The 13710-nt window shown below is 66.8% G+C and carries 12 protein-coding genes; 10 read left to right on the forward strand and 2 right to left on the reverse strand.

The genetic code is table 11. The annotated features are described in order from the left end of the window. Nucleotide 1: 1 nt before the first annotated feature. Complete coding sequence (locus UAA55_RS04435; RefSeq protein WP_322951447.1) at nucleotides 2–850, reverse strand: protein phosphatase 2C domain-containing protein; 849 nt, start codon at nucleotides 848–850, stop codon at nucleotides 2–4. A gap of 279 nt (nucleotides 851–1129) precedes the next feature. Between UAA55_RS04435 and UAA55_RS04440 the strand changes: the two genes are divergently transcribed. From UAA55_RS04440 to UAA55_RS04455, 4 genes are all read left to right on the forward strand, one after another. Next, nucleotides 1130–2074 carry a radical SAM protein gene (locus UAA55_RS04440; RefSeq protein WP_322951929.1) on the forward strand — a complete coding sequence of 315 codons (945 nt, stop codon included), beginning with the start codon at nucleotides 1130–1132 and terminating at the stop codon, nucleotides 2072–2074. A gap of 62 nt (nucleotides 2075–2136) precedes the next feature. Further along, nucleotides 2137–3252, forward strand: a complete 1116-nt coding sequence (locus UAA55_RS04445; RefSeq protein WP_322951930.1) for an anhydro-N-acetylmuramic acid kinase — start codon at nucleotides 2137–2139, stop codon at nucleotides 3250–3252. A 17-nt stretch (nucleotides 3253–3269) separates the two neighbouring features. Then, nucleotides 3270–3704, forward strand: a complete 435-nt coding sequence (locus UAA55_RS04450) for a SufE family protein (protein ID WP_322951448.1) — start codon at nucleotides 3270–3272, stop codon at nucleotides 3702–3704. Between the two features lie 34 nt (nucleotides 3705–3738). Continuing rightward, nucleotides 3739–4581 (forward strand): HesA/MoeB/ThiF family protein, encoded by an 843-nt coding sequence (locus UAA55_RS04455; protein WP_322951449.1) that lies wholly within the window; start codon nucleotides 3739–3741, stop codon nucleotides 4579–4581. Here the strand turns inward: UAA55_RS04455 and moaD are convergent. Next, nucleotides 4509–4760 (reverse strand): molybdopterin converting factor subunit 1, encoded by a 252-nt coding sequence (gene moaD / locus UAA55_RS04460; RefSeq protein ID WP_088874980.1) that lies wholly within the window; start codon nucleotides 4758–4760, stop codon nucleotides 4509–4511. The two genes, UAA55_RS04455 and moaD, sit on opposite strands and share 73 nt — an antisense overlap. Before the next feature lie 130 nt (nucleotides 4761–4890). Between moaD and UAA55_RS04465 the strand changes: the two genes are divergently transcribed. The 6 genes from UAA55_RS04465 to UAA55_RS04490 all read left to right on the forward strand — a co-directional run bounded on the left by UAA55_RS04465 (nucleotide 4891) and on the right by UAA55_RS04490 (nucleotide 13579). Continuing rightward, nucleotides 4891–6045: a CaiB/BaiF CoA transferase family protein gene (locus UAA55_RS04465; RefSeq protein ID WP_416235155.1), complete on the forward strand. Its 1155-nt coding sequence runs from the start codon at nucleotides 4891–4893 to the stop codon at nucleotides 6043–6045. A 30-nt stretch (nucleotides 6046–6075) separates the two neighbouring features. After that, nucleotides 6076–7314, forward strand: a complete 1239-nt coding sequence (locus tag UAA55_RS04470) for a cysteine desulfurase (RefSeq protein WP_322951451.1) — start codon at nucleotides 6076–6078, stop codon at nucleotides 7312–7314. A gap of 226 nt (nucleotides 7315–7540) precedes the next feature. Next, the gene (locus UAA55_RS04475) at nucleotides 7541–10273 is read left to right on the forward strand and encodes a TonB-dependent receptor plug domain-containing protein (RefSeq protein ID WP_322951452.1); all 2733 of its coding nucleotides are present in this window, start codon (nucleotides 7541–7543) and stop codon (nucleotides 10271–10273) included. An 83-nt stretch (nucleotides 10274–10356) separates the two neighbouring features. After that, nucleotides 10357–11931, forward strand: coding sequence for a sodium:solute symporter family transporter (locus UAA55_RS04480; RefSeq protein WP_322951453.1), 1575 nt, complete (start codon nucleotides 10357–10359; stop codon nucleotides 11929–11931). Beyond that, nucleotides 11932–12816, forward strand: coding sequence for an N-acetylmuramic acid 6-phosphate etherase (locus UAA55_RS04485; protein ID WP_322951454.1), 885 nt, complete (start codon nucleotides 11932–11934; stop codon nucleotides 12814–12816). 37 nt (nucleotides 12817–12853) lie between these two features. Continuing rightward, nucleotides 12854–13579 carry a GntR family transcriptional regulator gene (locus UAA55_RS04490; RefSeq protein WP_322951455.1) on the forward strand — a complete coding sequence of 242 codons (726 nt, stop codon included), beginning with the start codon at nucleotides 12854–12856 and terminating at the stop codon, nucleotides 13577–13579. The last annotated feature ends 131 nt before the right edge of the window (nucleotides 13580–13710 follow it).

Here is a 13710-nt window from a genome sequence, read left to right on the forward strand (position 1 = left end):
TTCAGGCCGGGCGCACCAGGATGAAACTGGCGTCGTCCGACCGCTTCAGCCGCAGATGGCCATGGTGGGGATCGTCCGCGGCCTCGACGCGCCGCAGGTCCCGCAGGGCGGATTCCGCCTTGGCCTGATCATCCAAGCCCAGGAAATCCGCCGCCGTCGCCCGGCCGAACATGTCGATCAGGCGCAGGAAACCGTCGCTGGCCAGCGCCGCCGGGCCGCCGTTCACGGGTATGGTGGCACGGTCGACATGGGCCAGGGCGTCCGTGTCCGTGCTCAGCACCCAATAGCCGCCGTCGACATTCATGGACCGGCGGTTGGTCCGCAACTGTCCGACCACCCGTTCCCAGAGGTCGGCCGGTGTCAGCTCGGGCGCCTCATCCAGCGCCCGGCGGGCGGCGGCCAGGGTGCGTTCCTCGAAGGCGGGAATGGCGGAGGCGCCGAAGACGCGGGCCTGGCCGTCTTCGCCTCGGTGGATGATCTGGCAGTCGCCCAGGGTGGTCATCTCCAGCCGGTCCCCCAACCGCCGTAGCAGCGCGAAGGCGGCCGACGGCCGCTCTTGCCGCGCCCGGGGTGTTCCTGCCGTGGCCTGGGCGTAGCCTTGGGCGCAATCCTCCACCACCTGGCGCAACACGGTGTCGGTGGAAAGCCCCCCGCCATCGGGAACGCGCCGGCGCAGGGCGCCGTCCACCTGGCGGGCGAACCAGGCGGCATCGCTCAAGCCCCCGATAGTGGCGCCGCTGACGCCGGTGGCCCCGTCGATGACCCAGGCCCAGTCGCCGCAATGACCGGCCACGTCCTCATTGGCCGACGTGCCGCCGGCGTCCGAAATCAGCGCGCGGACCTGGAACAAGCGTGCATCTCCCTTTCCTGAGTGCGGGGTGGGTCCGGCCGCTCGGCGCCCGTTTCCCGCGAACAGGGGCAGTTTCCTCGCCGCGCGAAATTTTTTCCACCTGTACCGTGTGAATTTAATGATGTCATCCTGGTATTAATCTGGTACACATCTGGTCACGACATCCTTCCCGCCTGGGGCTAACGGGCCACCCCTGTATGACAATAAAACGGTCGGAGGTGTACGTTGTTTAAACCACTGCATGACCAGTCTGATCAAGTACATCCAATCTGGCTGTGGTTGGATCCGACAAGCCGGTGTAATTTGTCTTGTCGTCTTTGCTATACAAAGCAGAGTCATGGAAAATTGGATCTGGAGCCGGACGATCTTGAACAAGTGTTGGTAAAACTCGCGACGTCACCGGCGATGCAGATCAAGGGAATACACCTGAATTGGCGTGGAGAGCCCTTGATGAATCCCCGTTTCGCTGAATTGCTGGCGATGACGCGGCGGTTTTTGCCACATTCCCCACTCCAATGGCATACCAATGGAACCCTGCTGACGCCCAAACGGGTTAAGGAAATTCTGGCGGTGCCTTATTCCCACACCATCTACGTGTCCCTTGATGGCGGGAACCAGGCCAGCCACGACCTGAACCGGGGCGAGGGGTCGTTCCAGAAGACCATAAAGGGCCTGCGCGCCCTGCTGGACGCGCGGGGGCGGGATCATGGGCATGTCCGCGTGGGCGTATACCAGATCGACCTCAATGAGCCGCTGGAGGACTATGATCCGGAGTTCCTGGAGCTGGTGGCGCGGGTGGACAACCACGTGAAGGTCACTCCCCTGCTGCCGGGTGGCGCCCACCACAAGATCCGGGAGCTGGACGACCTGGAAAGTGACGAGGCGCTGCACCGGCGCATGTCGCAGGACATCAACCCGTCCCTGCCCGTGCCCACCGGCGCCTGCTTCTGGGCTGGTCACACCCTGTGCATGGCCCCGGATGGCGAGACGTCGATCTGCGTGATCAGCCACGGCGCGCAGGGCGTCGTCGGCAACTTGATGACGGAGACGGCGGAAACCGTGGTGGGCCGGGCCGTCGATTTCCGCCGCCGCATGGCGGAGGATGGGCGGCAATCTATCTTGCTTTGCGCAGGCTGCCGTAAGCCGGAGGGCGAGATCCATGCCAGGCACGTGGCGGCCATGCGACGCCCGGACGGGCATCATGCCGCGCGCCAATACGCCTGAGGCGGTTAGCGGTACAGTGAAGAACCTTTTGGGGAAACCAGGGAGATCGACGAATGCAACCGATGTGGGCCATCGGCCTGATGACGGGCACAGTTCTGGACGGGATGATCGATATAGCGTGCATTCGCACGGATGGCGTCCATGTGTTCGACTTTGGTCCTTGGAAATTGGCCCCTTATCCGACGGACCTGCGCGGCCTTTTGGGGGAGGCGGTGGCCCAGGCGCTCACCTGGCGCTTCGAGGGCGCGGAGCCCCCGATTTTCGCTGAGGCGGAACGGGCCCTGTCCCGCGCCCAGGCCGAGGCGGTGGCCCAGTTCCTGGCCGAGAACGGCATGCGGCCGGACGAGGTGGCGGCCGTCGGCTTCCACGGCCAGACCGTGCTGCACCGCGCGCCTGTGCCCGGCCGCTTCGGCGACACCCGCCAGCTGGGTGACGGGCAGCTGATGGCCGACATCCTGGGCATCGACGTCGTCTATGACTTCCGCACCGCCGACATGCGCGCGGGCGGCCATGGTGCGCCCCTGTCCGCCAGCTACCACGCCGCCCTGCTGAAGCGGGTCCACGCCGGGCCCGAGGTCGCGGCTTTGAACCTGGGTGGCGTGGGCAACGTCACCTGGTGGGACGGCAAGGACCATTTCGAGGCCTTCGACACCGGCCCGGCCAATGGCCCCATCAATGACTGGATCATGCGCCACGGGGCTGGGGAGATGGATGTGGACGGCGCCATCGCCCGACGCGGCCGGGTGGATGAGGCGCGGCTGGCCCGCCTGCTGGACCATCCCTACCTGTCGGCGGCATACCCGAAGTCGCTGGACCGCTATGACTTCACCGCCGACATGGCCGACGGCCTGTCGCTGGAGGATGGCGCCGCCACCTTGACCGCTTTCACGGCCGGCACCGTGGGCCGGTCACTGGACCTGTTGCCCACCCGCCCGACCAAGCTGATCGTGTGTGGCGGCGGCCGCAAGAACCCGGCCATCATGGCCGCCCTGGCCGAGCGCGCCAAGGTCGAGGCCGTGCCGGCCGAGGCGGTGGACTGGCGGGGCGACGCGGTGGAGGCGGAATGCTTCGCCTACCTCGCCGCCCGTGTGCTGGCCGGCCTGCCCATCAGCTTCCCCAAAACCACGGGCGTGAAGGCGCCCATGACCGGGGGCATCGTGGCGCGCCACGCGCGCTGATGATGGAAGGCGGACCCATGACCGACCTGGCCGATCCCACCGTCGCGGACATCGACGCCGCCGCCGCGGCGCTGGAGGCGGAGTTCGCATGCCTGGTCGACTGGTCCGCCCGCCTGAAGCACCTGATGGACCTGGGGCGCACCCTGGACGGCATCCCGCCGCACCAGCGCCGGGACCAGGACCAGGTGACCGGCTGCCAGTCGCAGCTGTGGCTGGTGATCGAGCGGACGCCGGCGGCCCTGCATATCCGGGCGGATTCCGACGCCTTGATCATGCGGGGCCTGCTGGCCCTGGTGCGGCGGCTGTACGACGGGCGGCCGCCCGCCGCGATTCTGGCCCACAGCCCGGCGGTGCTGGACCGGCTGGCCGTTGGGCGAAACCTGGCGCCTAGCCGGGCCAACGGCGTGCATCTGATCGTGAAGCGCATCCGCGAGGCCGCCGCCGCGGCCTGAGCCATCAAGAAAACCGGAACCGGAGGCTTGGGTGATGTCGACCGTTCCTGACGAGACCAGTTTCTACCGGCGCCAGGTGGTCTTGCCGGAGATCGGCGCCGCCGGCCAGGCCCGGCTGAAGGCCGCGCGCGTGCTGGTCATCGGCGCCGGCGGCCTGGGTTCCCCCCTGTTGATGTACCTGGCCGGGGCGGGGGTGGGTACGCTGGGTTTCGCCGATTTCGACTGTGTCGAGCCGTCCAACCTGCACCGTCAGATCCTGCACGGCGTCGACCGGTTGGACATGCCCAAGGTGCGGAGTGCCGCCCTCACGCTGGCCCGCATCAACCCGCATGTGCGGCTGGTGGAACACGCGGTGCCGGTGAACGCGGAGAACGCGGACGCGCTGGTGGCGCAGTACGACATCGTGGCCGACGGCTGCGACAACTTCGCCACCCGCGACGCGGTGCATGCCGCCTGCCGTCGGGCCGGGATCGTCCTGGTCAGCGCCGCCGTGCAACTGGCCGACGGCATCCTGACCACCTTCAAATCCCATTTGGGGGGCTCTCACCCCTGCTTTCGCTGTCTCTATCCCGAGGTGCCGGCGCTGGCGCCCAGCTGTTCGGAAATCGGCGTGCTGGGCCCGGCGGTGGGCGTCATGGGCGCCCTGCAGGCCATCGAGGTGATCAAGGAGATTCTGGGCGTGGAGCCCAGCCTGTCCGGCACCCTGGCAATGTATGACGCCTGGAGCTGCGAGGTCACCAAGGTGGAACTGCCACGCCGGGAGAATTGTCCCTGCTGCGGGGCGGCCCAGGAAGGAAAAGCCGGTCAGCCGCCGGTGACGGGCGGGAACAGGACCACCTCATCCGTCGCCGTCAGCGGATGCGATTTCTCGACATAGCGGCGGTTGACGGTGTAGCGCAGGCTGCCCTGCGCGGTGGCGATTTCCGCCAGGGCCGGATGCCGGCCAGACAGGTAATCGATCAGATCGTTCACCGTGTTACAGTTCTGCGGTAAGTCTATTTGTTCCGATGCGGTGCCGGTCTTGGCGCGAAGCCAGGAAAAATAAGCGATGCGCATGGCTGCCTCCTGTTTCGGATACTATTGCTCATCGGAATGATGATTTCAACAGCCTATCGTGTCTGGTCGTTCTATAGAAAAAGGCGAGGTGACTATGCTGGGATCACTTGACGGTATTCGCGTTCTTGACATGACGCGATACATCGCCGGTCCGTTCTGCGGCCAACTGATGGGCGATCTGGGCGCCGACGTGGTGAAGGTGGAACGCATCGATGGGGGCGAGGACGGCCGCCGTGTGGGGGAGGCCGTGGCCGGCGACACCCTGTTCTTCCTGTCCGCCAACCGCAACAAGCGCGGCTTCGCCGTCGATTTCCGCGACCCGAACGGCCAGGCCCTGATCCGCCGCCTGGCGGCCAAGGCCGACATCCTCATCGAGAATTTCCGGCCGGGCACGCTGGAGGGCATGGGCCTGGGCTGGGATGTGCTGAGCGAGGCCAACCCCGGCCTGATCCTGGTGCGCGTCACCGGCTTCGGGCAGAAGGGGCCGCTGGCCCAGCATCCCTGCTTCGACGGCGCCGCCCAGGCCATCAGCGGCATCATGAGCATGACCGGCGCCCATGACGGCCCGCCCACCATGTCCGGTGTCTTCGTCTGCGATTACACCACCGCCCTCTACGCCACCATCGGCGCCCTGGCCGCCCTGCAGGCACGGGGGAAGACGGGGCGGGGCCAGGTGGTGGAGGCGACGCTGATGGACAGCGGGATGGCGCTGATGACCACGGCCATCCCGGAATATCTGCTGAACGGGGCGGAGCCGCCGCGCCTGGGCAACCGCGACCGCTACCTCTCGCCGTCGCATTGCTTCCGCGCCCGCGATGGCGTCTGGATCTACGTCGTGGCCGGCAACGACGCCCACTTCCCCCGCTTCGCCAATGCCATGGGCATGCCCGGCTTGGTTCAGGACCCGCGCTTTTCCACCTTCGTGGCGCGCAACGCCAATGTCGGCCTGTTGGAAAGCATCATCAACGAATGGGCGCTGACCCTGGACGGCGAAACCATCCTGGCCCGCCTGCATGAGGCCGAGGTGCCGTGCGAGCGGGTGGCGACCATCGCTGATGTCGTCACCAATCCCCAGGTGGTGGCGCGCAAGCAGATCATCGACGTGCCCCATCCCATCCTGGGCTCCGTCCCCTTCCAAGCGCCGGCCGTGCGCCTGTGGGACACGCCCACCAGCGTGCGCCACGGTGCCCCGGCGATCGGCGAGCACAGCGGCGACATTCTGAAGGAATGGCTGGGCGCCGACGATGCGGAGGTCGAGCGGCTGCGCGACCTGGGCACCATCTGAACGGCCGGCGGCCAGGGAAGGGAGGCGGTGATGGACGGAACCGTGACGACCCCATACGACGTCGACCGCCTGCGCGCCGACTTCCCCATCCTGGCGCTGGAGGTCGACGGCGGGCCGCTGGTCTATCTGGACAACGCCGCCTCGGCGCAGAAGCCGCGCGCGGTGGTGGACCGCATGACCCAGGCCATCTACGCCGAATACGCCAATGTCCATCGTGGGTCCCACACCCTGGCCAACCGGGCGACGGACGGGTTCGAGCGGGCGCGGGACAGCGTCCGCGCCTTCCTGAACGCGGAAAGCGCGGAGGAGATCGTCTTCACCAAATCGGCGACGGAGGCCATCAACCTGGTGGCTCACGCCTTTGGCGAGGCGGTTATCCAGCCGGGGGACGAGATCGTGCTCTCTGTCATGGAGCATCACGCCAACATCATCCCCTGGCATTTCCTGCGTGAACGTCATGGCGCCGTGCTGAAATGGGTGGATGTGGATGAGGAGGGCGGCCTGGCGCTGGACGCGGTGGAACGGGCGCTGACGCCCCGGACGCGGCTGGTGGCCATCACCCACATGTCCAACGTCCTGGGCACGGTGACGCCACTGCGCGACATCGTGCGCCTGGCCCACGGTCGGGGCATCCCCGTGCTGGCCGACGGCACCCAAGGGGCCGTCCACCTGGGCGCGGACGTGCGCGACCTGGATGTCGATTTCTATGTCCTGACGGGTCACAAGCTCTACGGCCCCACCGGCATCGGCGCCCTCTACGGCAAGGCGGCGTGGCTGCGGCGGTTGCCGCCCATGCTGGGCGGAGGCGAGATGGTGCGCCAGGTGACGCGCGACACCGTCACCTATGCCGATCCGCCCCACCGGTTCGAGGCCGGGACCCCGCCCATCGTCGAGGCCATTGGCTTGGGCGCCGCATTGGACTATCTGCGCGGCGTGGGCCCTGCCGCCATCGCCACGCATGAGGCGGGGTTGCTGGCCTACGCGCAGGAGCGTCTGACCGCCATCCCCTCGCTGCGCCTGATCGGCACGGCGGCGGGGAAGGGGCCCATCCTGGCCTTCACCCTGGGCGGCGCCCATCCCTTGGACGTCGCCACCATCCTCGACGGCTTCGGCGTTGCCGTGCGCGCCGGCACCCATTGCGCCCAGCCGCTGCTGGCCCGCTTCGGTGTCGCCGCCACCTGCCGCGCCTCCTTCGCGCTGTACAACACCTTCACTGAGATTGATCGCTTGGCCGACGCCCTGCTGGCCGCGCTGGACATGTTGGGTTGACTGGTCTTAGGGCGCTCGCGTCGATGTAGACCAATAGAGTCCACCCCTTGATTGGCAATTCGCTCCGTCAACGCAGATCTATTCGGAATCCCCTCGACGTGCTGCTGACATGGTAGGGAATCTGCAACGAAGCGCTTGACGCAAGCTGGCTTTGATTGGTATTAATAAGTCAGAGATATACCGCAAAGTGGTATGTCCACGATCAAAAAACAGGGGGGCTTGGAGCATGCGGAACAAACATTGGCGTGCCGCGTTGGCGGCGCCGTTGCTTTTCCTGCCGGCGCTGGCCGGCGGCGCCTACGCGCAAACCACCGCCACGGCCGGCGCCGAGCCGGCGGATTCCGGCCTGGAAGAAATCGTGGTGACGGGCACGCGCATTCCCCGCCCCAGCCTGACGGCGGCCAGCCCGGTGGCCTCGACCTCGTCCGAGGACATTCGCCTGCAGCAGGCGCTGACGGTGCAGGATTTCTCCACCAAGCTGCCGCAACTGGCGGGTGGCGTGCGCGCCTCCTCCCAGGGCAGCGACGCCTTCGGCGCCCAGGTTTTCGACCTGCGCAACTTCGGGCAGAGCCGGTCGCTGGTGCTGATCGACGGCACCCGGGCGACCCCGTTCAGCTTTCGCAATTCCGTCGACGTCGGCAGCATCCCGGTGGCGCTGATCAAGCGGGTGGACGTGCTGACGGGCGGCGCGGCGGCGGTCTACGGCGCCGATGCCGTCGCCGGCGTGGTGAACTTCATCCTGGACCGCGATTTCGAGGGTATTGAGGGCACGGTCACCGACCGCAGCGCCCAGCATGGCGGCTCCGAATACGGTGCCGATCTGACCTTCGGCGGCAACATCAACAACGGGCGCGGTCATGTCGTCGTCGCCTTGAACTACACCAAGCGGGATGAGGTGGATTCCGGGTCGCGCAAATGGGCGCTGACCCCCGCCAGCACCATTCCCAACGTGGGCGGCGTCTTCACCGACGTGGCCAGCGGGCGCAAATTCGGCTTCGACAGCGGCGGCCAGTTCACCACCAGCCCGTCCGCCACCTCGAACATCAGCAGCGAATACCCGCTGATCGAGCCGCTGAACCGCTACAACGCCACCGCCCTCTACCACTATGACCTGTTCGACAATGTCGAACTCTACGGCCGCGCCATGTACACCCGCGCGAAGACGGAGGAGTCGGGCACGCCCGGCCCCAATCCGCCGTCCATCGACCAGGTCGTTTCCATCAGCCAGAACAACCCCTTCCTGACGCCGCAGATCGCCAACCAGCTGACCTTCGTCAACGGCACGGCGCAGATGCGCATCACCCGCTCGCTGGCCGAGCTGGGCTTGATCACCTATCACACCGATCGCGAGACGGAGCAGGTCCAGACCGGCCTGCGCGGCGACATCACCAAGAACATCAAGTGGGACGCCTATGTGCAGTACGGCCGTTCCACCGAGGATTTGCCCATCACCGGCGACGGCCTGGTCACCAGCGCCGCCGGCGTGAACAACGTCGCCTCGCTGGCCAACACCATCGACTTCTTCGGCCCCAACCAGTCCAGCGTGAAGCAGTTGGGCCTGACCTTCGACGCCTTCCACCGCACCCGCGAGCAACTGATCGGCTCGGGCGTGCTGAGCGGCACCTCGGCCGACCTGTTCTCCCTGCCGGCGGGTCCGGTGGGCTTCTCGCTGGGCTATGAGTACCGCAACGAGACCGGCAACTACACGCAGGATTCCGCCCTGCTGACGGGCAACACCTTCCGCCAGGGTGTGCAGGCCGCCTACAGCGGCAGCTTCGACGTGAAGGAAATCTACGGCGAATTGCTGGTGCCGGTCCTGAAGGACCTGCCGCTGATCAAGGGCTTCGACGTCGGCGGCGCCTACCGCTACTCCGAATACTCGCTGTGGGGGGCCGACGGCACGCCCAAGGGCGAATTCACCTGGACGGTGGACGATAACATCCGCTTCCGCGGCACCATGCAGCGCGTCATCCGCACGCCGAACTTCAGCGAATACGCGGCCGCCACCTCATCCCTGCCGTTCAACAACCTGGTGACGGTGGCCCGCCTGGCGCCGCGCTACGCCGGCGATCCCTGCGTGCTGGGCACCGGCAACGCCGCGCAGTGCGCCCGCTTCGGCGCACCGGCGGTGGGCTCCACCAATTCCTTCGCGCCGTCATACCTTGAGGGCCAGTATTTCTACGGCGGCAACGCCAACATCCAGCCGGAAACCGGCCAGACCAAGACCATCGGGGCGGTCATCACCCCCACCTTCATCCCCCACCTGAACATCACGGTCGACTATTACCAGCTGAACCTGACCGGGGCGATCGGCGTCATCCAGCCGGTCAACGCCCTGACCAGCTGCTACATCACCAACCCGACGGCCAACAACCCGCTGTGCAAGCTGGTGTCGCGCAACCCGACCAACGGCCACCTGGCGAACGCCTACGTCAACAACCAGAACCTGGGCCTGCTGGATCAGAAGGGTTTCGACATCGGCATGACCTACTTCGTGGAGCCGGACTGGCTGCCTGGTGCTGGCCTGCAGTTCGCCTACCAGGCCAACATCGTCTCCACATACCTGTTCCAGCCCAACGCCGCCGTGGCCACCCTGGAATGCGCCGGCACCTACGGTGCCACCTGCTCCAGCGACGGCACCACGCTGGTGCAGCCGGACTACCGCCACAACGCCAGCGTCAGCTGGCTGTTCGATGACGCCATGGTCCGCCTGGCCTGGACGCGCATCGGCTCGGTGCGCAACAGCGCCCCGGGGCAGAACGGCACCATCGCCGCCCAGAATTATTTCGACCTGACCGGGTCTTACAAGCTGACCAAGGACATCTCGGTGTCCGGCGGCATCCAGAACATCCTGGACAAGGACCCGCCCTTCGTCGCCGGCGGCGTGTTCAACACCTTCCCCGACACCTACAATGTCGAAGGCCGCGTTTTCTCCATCGCGCTGACGTTCCGTCAGTAAGGGAAAGGCAGGCGGCGGGCCCCGCTTCGCGGCGGTGCCCGCCGGTGGCCGGGGCGCGGAAGGATTATGGTGTTGGGGGTTGCATGAGTGGGGCTTTCTCAGGCTGGGACTGGATGGTCGTGGGCCTTTATTTTCTGGCGGTGGCCGGCGTGGGCTACGCCGTCAACCGGCAGGACAGCGGCGACGCCCGGGATTACTTCCTGGCATCGGGCCAGGTGCCGGCCTGGCTGGCCGCCATCTCGGTGCTGGCCACCACCCAGTCCGCCGCCACCTTCCTGGGCGGCCCCGATTTCGGCTATCGCGGCGACTTCACCTATCTCAGCACCTTCCTGGGCGCCTTCCTGGCGGTGGTGATCGTCGCCCACATCTTCATCCCGCGCTTCTACGCCCACAACGTCACCACGGTGTATGAACTGCTGGGCCGACGCTTCGGTGCTGCGGCCATGAAGGCGGCGGGCGGCATGTTCCTGGTGGGCCGCATCATCGCCGGCGGCGCCCGTCTCTATCTGGCGGCCATCGCCGTCGCCATGATCATCTTCGGCAACGTCACGGCGGCCAACGTCTCCATCGCCTCCGCCTTCCTCATCCTGGCCTCCTTCGTCTTCGCCTTCCACAAGGGGCTGAAGGCCATCGTCTGGATCGATCTGCTGCAGTTCATCGTCTATGTCGGGGCCGCCCTCGGCATCGCGCTGCTGTTGCTGCAACGCCTGGACATGCCGTTGGCCGCGATGATCCAGACCCTGTCGGCCACGCCCGATGGCCATGACAAGCTGCGGCTGTTCGACCTGTCGGCCACCCTGTCCGCCCCCTTCAGCCTGTGGGCCTCGCTGACCGGCATCGTGCTGCTGTTCATCGGCAACTATGCGCTGGACCAGGATACCACCCAGCGCCTGTTGGCCTGCCGGGACGCGCGCACCAGCGCCAAGGGCCTGTACATGTCCATTGGGGCGGCCATTCCCATCGTTGGGCTGTTCATCGCCATCGGCAGTCTGCTGTACCTGTTCTACCGCGGCCCGGCCGCCACCGTCGCCGGCCCCGCCCGCGCCTTCCAGGGCGAGGACATCACCGTCCTCATGCACTTCATCCTGACGGAGGCGCCGGCCGGCATCCGCGGCATGATGGCCATCGGCGTCATCGCCACGGCGGTGGGCACCACCATGTCGGCGCTGAACGCCATGTCATCGGTGCTGATCCAGGATTTCTACCGCCCTTGGCATGCCGCCCGCCATCAGGCGGGTGAACACCACTACGTCATGGCCGGCCGTTTCGGCATGGCGGCGGTCAGTGCCGCCACCCTGGCCATGGCCATCGGCTCCTACTACTGGCAGCACTACACCCGGGCGCCGTTGCTGGACTTCGTGCTGTCGGTCATGAACTTCGCCTATGCCGGCCTGCTGGGTGTCTACTTCACGGCCCTGTTCACCAACCGGGGCTCCAGCGCTTCGGTCATGGTGGCGCTGGCTGGTGGTTTCGCCGTCGTGCTGGCCCTGCAGCCGGCCGTGGCGCGGACCCTGTCCCTGCCGGCGGGCCTGCAGACCCTCGCCTTTCCATGGCAGCTGTGCGTGGGAACGCTGGCCGCCTTCGCCCTATGCGCCTGTGGTCGCGCCGTCCGCCAGACGGATGGCGCCTCCGGTCCCGCGCGCCTTCAGGAGATTTGAATGTCCACCGAAACCTACGGCCGACGCTTCGTCGAGATCGCGGAATGGCCGACCAAGGTCGCCTTGGAAGCCATGCTGGAAGGGCAGTTCTCGGCGCTCGCTTCCGTTCATGGCCAACTGGACCGCATCGCCGCCGCCAGCGAGGCCGCCGCCGCCCGGCTGCGGGATGGCGGTCGCATCGTCTACATGGGCGCCGGCACCTCGGGCCGCATCGCCGTGCAGGACGGCGTGGAGCTGACCCCCACCTACAACTGGCCAGGGAATTGCCTGGTGTTCGTGCTGGCCGGCGGCACCTTGGCGGTGACGGAAAGCGTGGAAGGGGCCGAGGATGACGAGGCCGACGCCCGCGCCCAGATCGCGGCGGCGGTCCTCGGTCCGCACGACGTCGCCATCGGCGTGGCCGCCAGCGGGCGCACCCCCTTCACCGTGGCGGGCATCGCGGCCGCGCGCGCCGCCGGCGCCCTGACCATCGGCATCGCCAACAACCCCGGCAGCCCGCTGCTGACCATCTCCGACCACGCCATCCTGGCGGAGACGGGCAGCGAGCCCATCGCCGGTTCCACCCGCATGAAGGCCGGCACGGCCCAGAAGGTGGTCCTTAATCTTTTATCCACGACAATGATGCTAAGGTTAGACTTGGTCTACCGTGGCCTGATGGTGGATATGCGGGTTTCCAACGAAAAGCTGGTGCGGCGGGCCTGTGGTATCGTACAGGAATTGACGGGCGTTTCCGAAGTACAAGCCGAAGACGCCCTGCGCGTTTCGGACTATAACATCCGAAAGGCGGTGCTTGTCGCTTCGGGCCGCCCGCCGGCGGAGGCCGACGCACTCTTGTCGCTGTACCCCAAAGACCTGAAGTCGGCCCTCGGTCATGGCCCTCTTTGACGTGTAATTGTTCCAATTTTTTCGACGTGTGGTGACGATGCGAGACAAACTGGCTCCCAAACCCGGCGACAGCACCCCCATCTATTTGCAGCTCGCGCGGAAACTGCGGGAACAGATCGCCTCGGGCGGCATCGACCCCGGCAACGCCCTGCCGTCGGAAAGAAACCTCAGCGACCTGACGGGCATGTCGCGGGTGACCATCCGCAAGGCCATTGACAAGCTGATCGAGGAAGGCCTGCTGTTCCGTAAGCACGGCTCGGGCACCTTCGTGGCGCCGCGGATAGAGGCTCCGGCCTTCCTGAGCGGCTTCAGCGACGATGCCCGCCGGCGTGGCGACAAGCCCGGCGTCATCTGGATGATGAAGGCCTACGCCAGCCCCACGGAGGATGAGGCGGCGATGCTGGAGATCCCTGCGGTCACCAAGGTGGCGCGCCTCAGCCGCATCCGCCTGTCGGATGGCGAACCGCTGGCCATAGAGCATGCGGTGGTGCCGGCGCGCTTCCTGCCGGCGCTGGAGAATCTGGGCGACTCCCTCTATGAGGCGCTGGGCGCCCACGGCTACCGCCCGGTGAAGGGCCAGCAGCGCATCCGCGCCTCGCTGGCGACACCGACGGAAGCCGGCATCTTCTCCGTCAAGGAGAACGCCGAGGTGTTGCGCATCGAGCGTGTCACCCGCCTGGGCGACGGCACGCCGGTGGAATTCACCCGCTCCGCCTATCGCGGCGACCGCTATGAGTTCATGAGCGACCTGCGCTGCGAATGACGGCCACCGGCCGGCCCCGGGTCAAATCCGGGTGCGCGCTGACAACCGCCAATACCGCATCACAAGCCATAACAGGCGCCGTGCCCGCCTCTCGCGTACTGATTTCGCCGTGGGAAGATCCTCTGCGGAAA

Origin of the sequence: Nitrospirillum guanabarense (assembly GCF_034653355.1) — a bacterium.
Taxonomy (GTDB): domain Bacteria; phylum Pseudomonadota; class Alphaproteobacteria; order Azospirillales; family Azospirillaceae; genus Nitrospirillum.

Coding starts and splice junctions, on each gene's coding strand:
- UAA55_RS04445 (WP_322951930.1), top strand. CDS start 2,137: ATGTGGGCCATCGGCCTGATGACGGGCACAGTTCTGGACGGGATGATC.
- UAA55_RS04450 (WP_322951448.1), top strand. CDS start 3,270: ATGACCGACCTGGCCGATCCCACCGTCGCGGACATCGACGCCGCCGCC.
- UAA55_RS04455 (WP_322951449.1), top strand. CDS start 3,739: ATGTCGACCGTTCCTGACGAGACCAGTTTCTACCGGCGCCAGGTGGTC.
- moaD (WP_088874980.1), bottom strand. CDS start 4,760: ATGCGCATCGCTTATTTTTCCTGGCTTCGCGCCAAGACCGGCACCGCA.
- UAA55_RS04465 (WP_416235155.1), top strand. CDS start 4,891: ATGACGCGATACATCGCCGGTCCGTTCTGCGGCCAACTGATGGGCGAT.
- UAA55_RS04470 (WP_322951451.1), top strand. CDS start 6,076: ATGGACGGAACCGTGACGACCCCATACGACGTCGACCGCCTGCGCGCC.
- UAA55_RS04475 (WP_322951452.1), top strand. CDS start 7,541: ATGCGGAACAAACATTGGCGTGCCGCGTTGGCGGCGCCGTTGCTTTTC.
- UAA55_RS04480 (WP_322951453.1), top strand. CDS start 10,357: ATGAGTGGGGCTTTCTCAGGCTGGGACTGGATGGTCGTGGGCCTTTAT.
- UAA55_RS04485 (WP_322951454.1), top strand. CDS start 11,932: ATGTCCACCGAAACCTACGGCCGACGCTTCGTCGAGATCGCGGAATGG.
- UAA55_RS04490 (WP_322951455.1), top strand. CDS start 12,854: ATGCGAGACAAACTGGCTCCCAAACCCGGCGACAGCACCCCCATCTAT.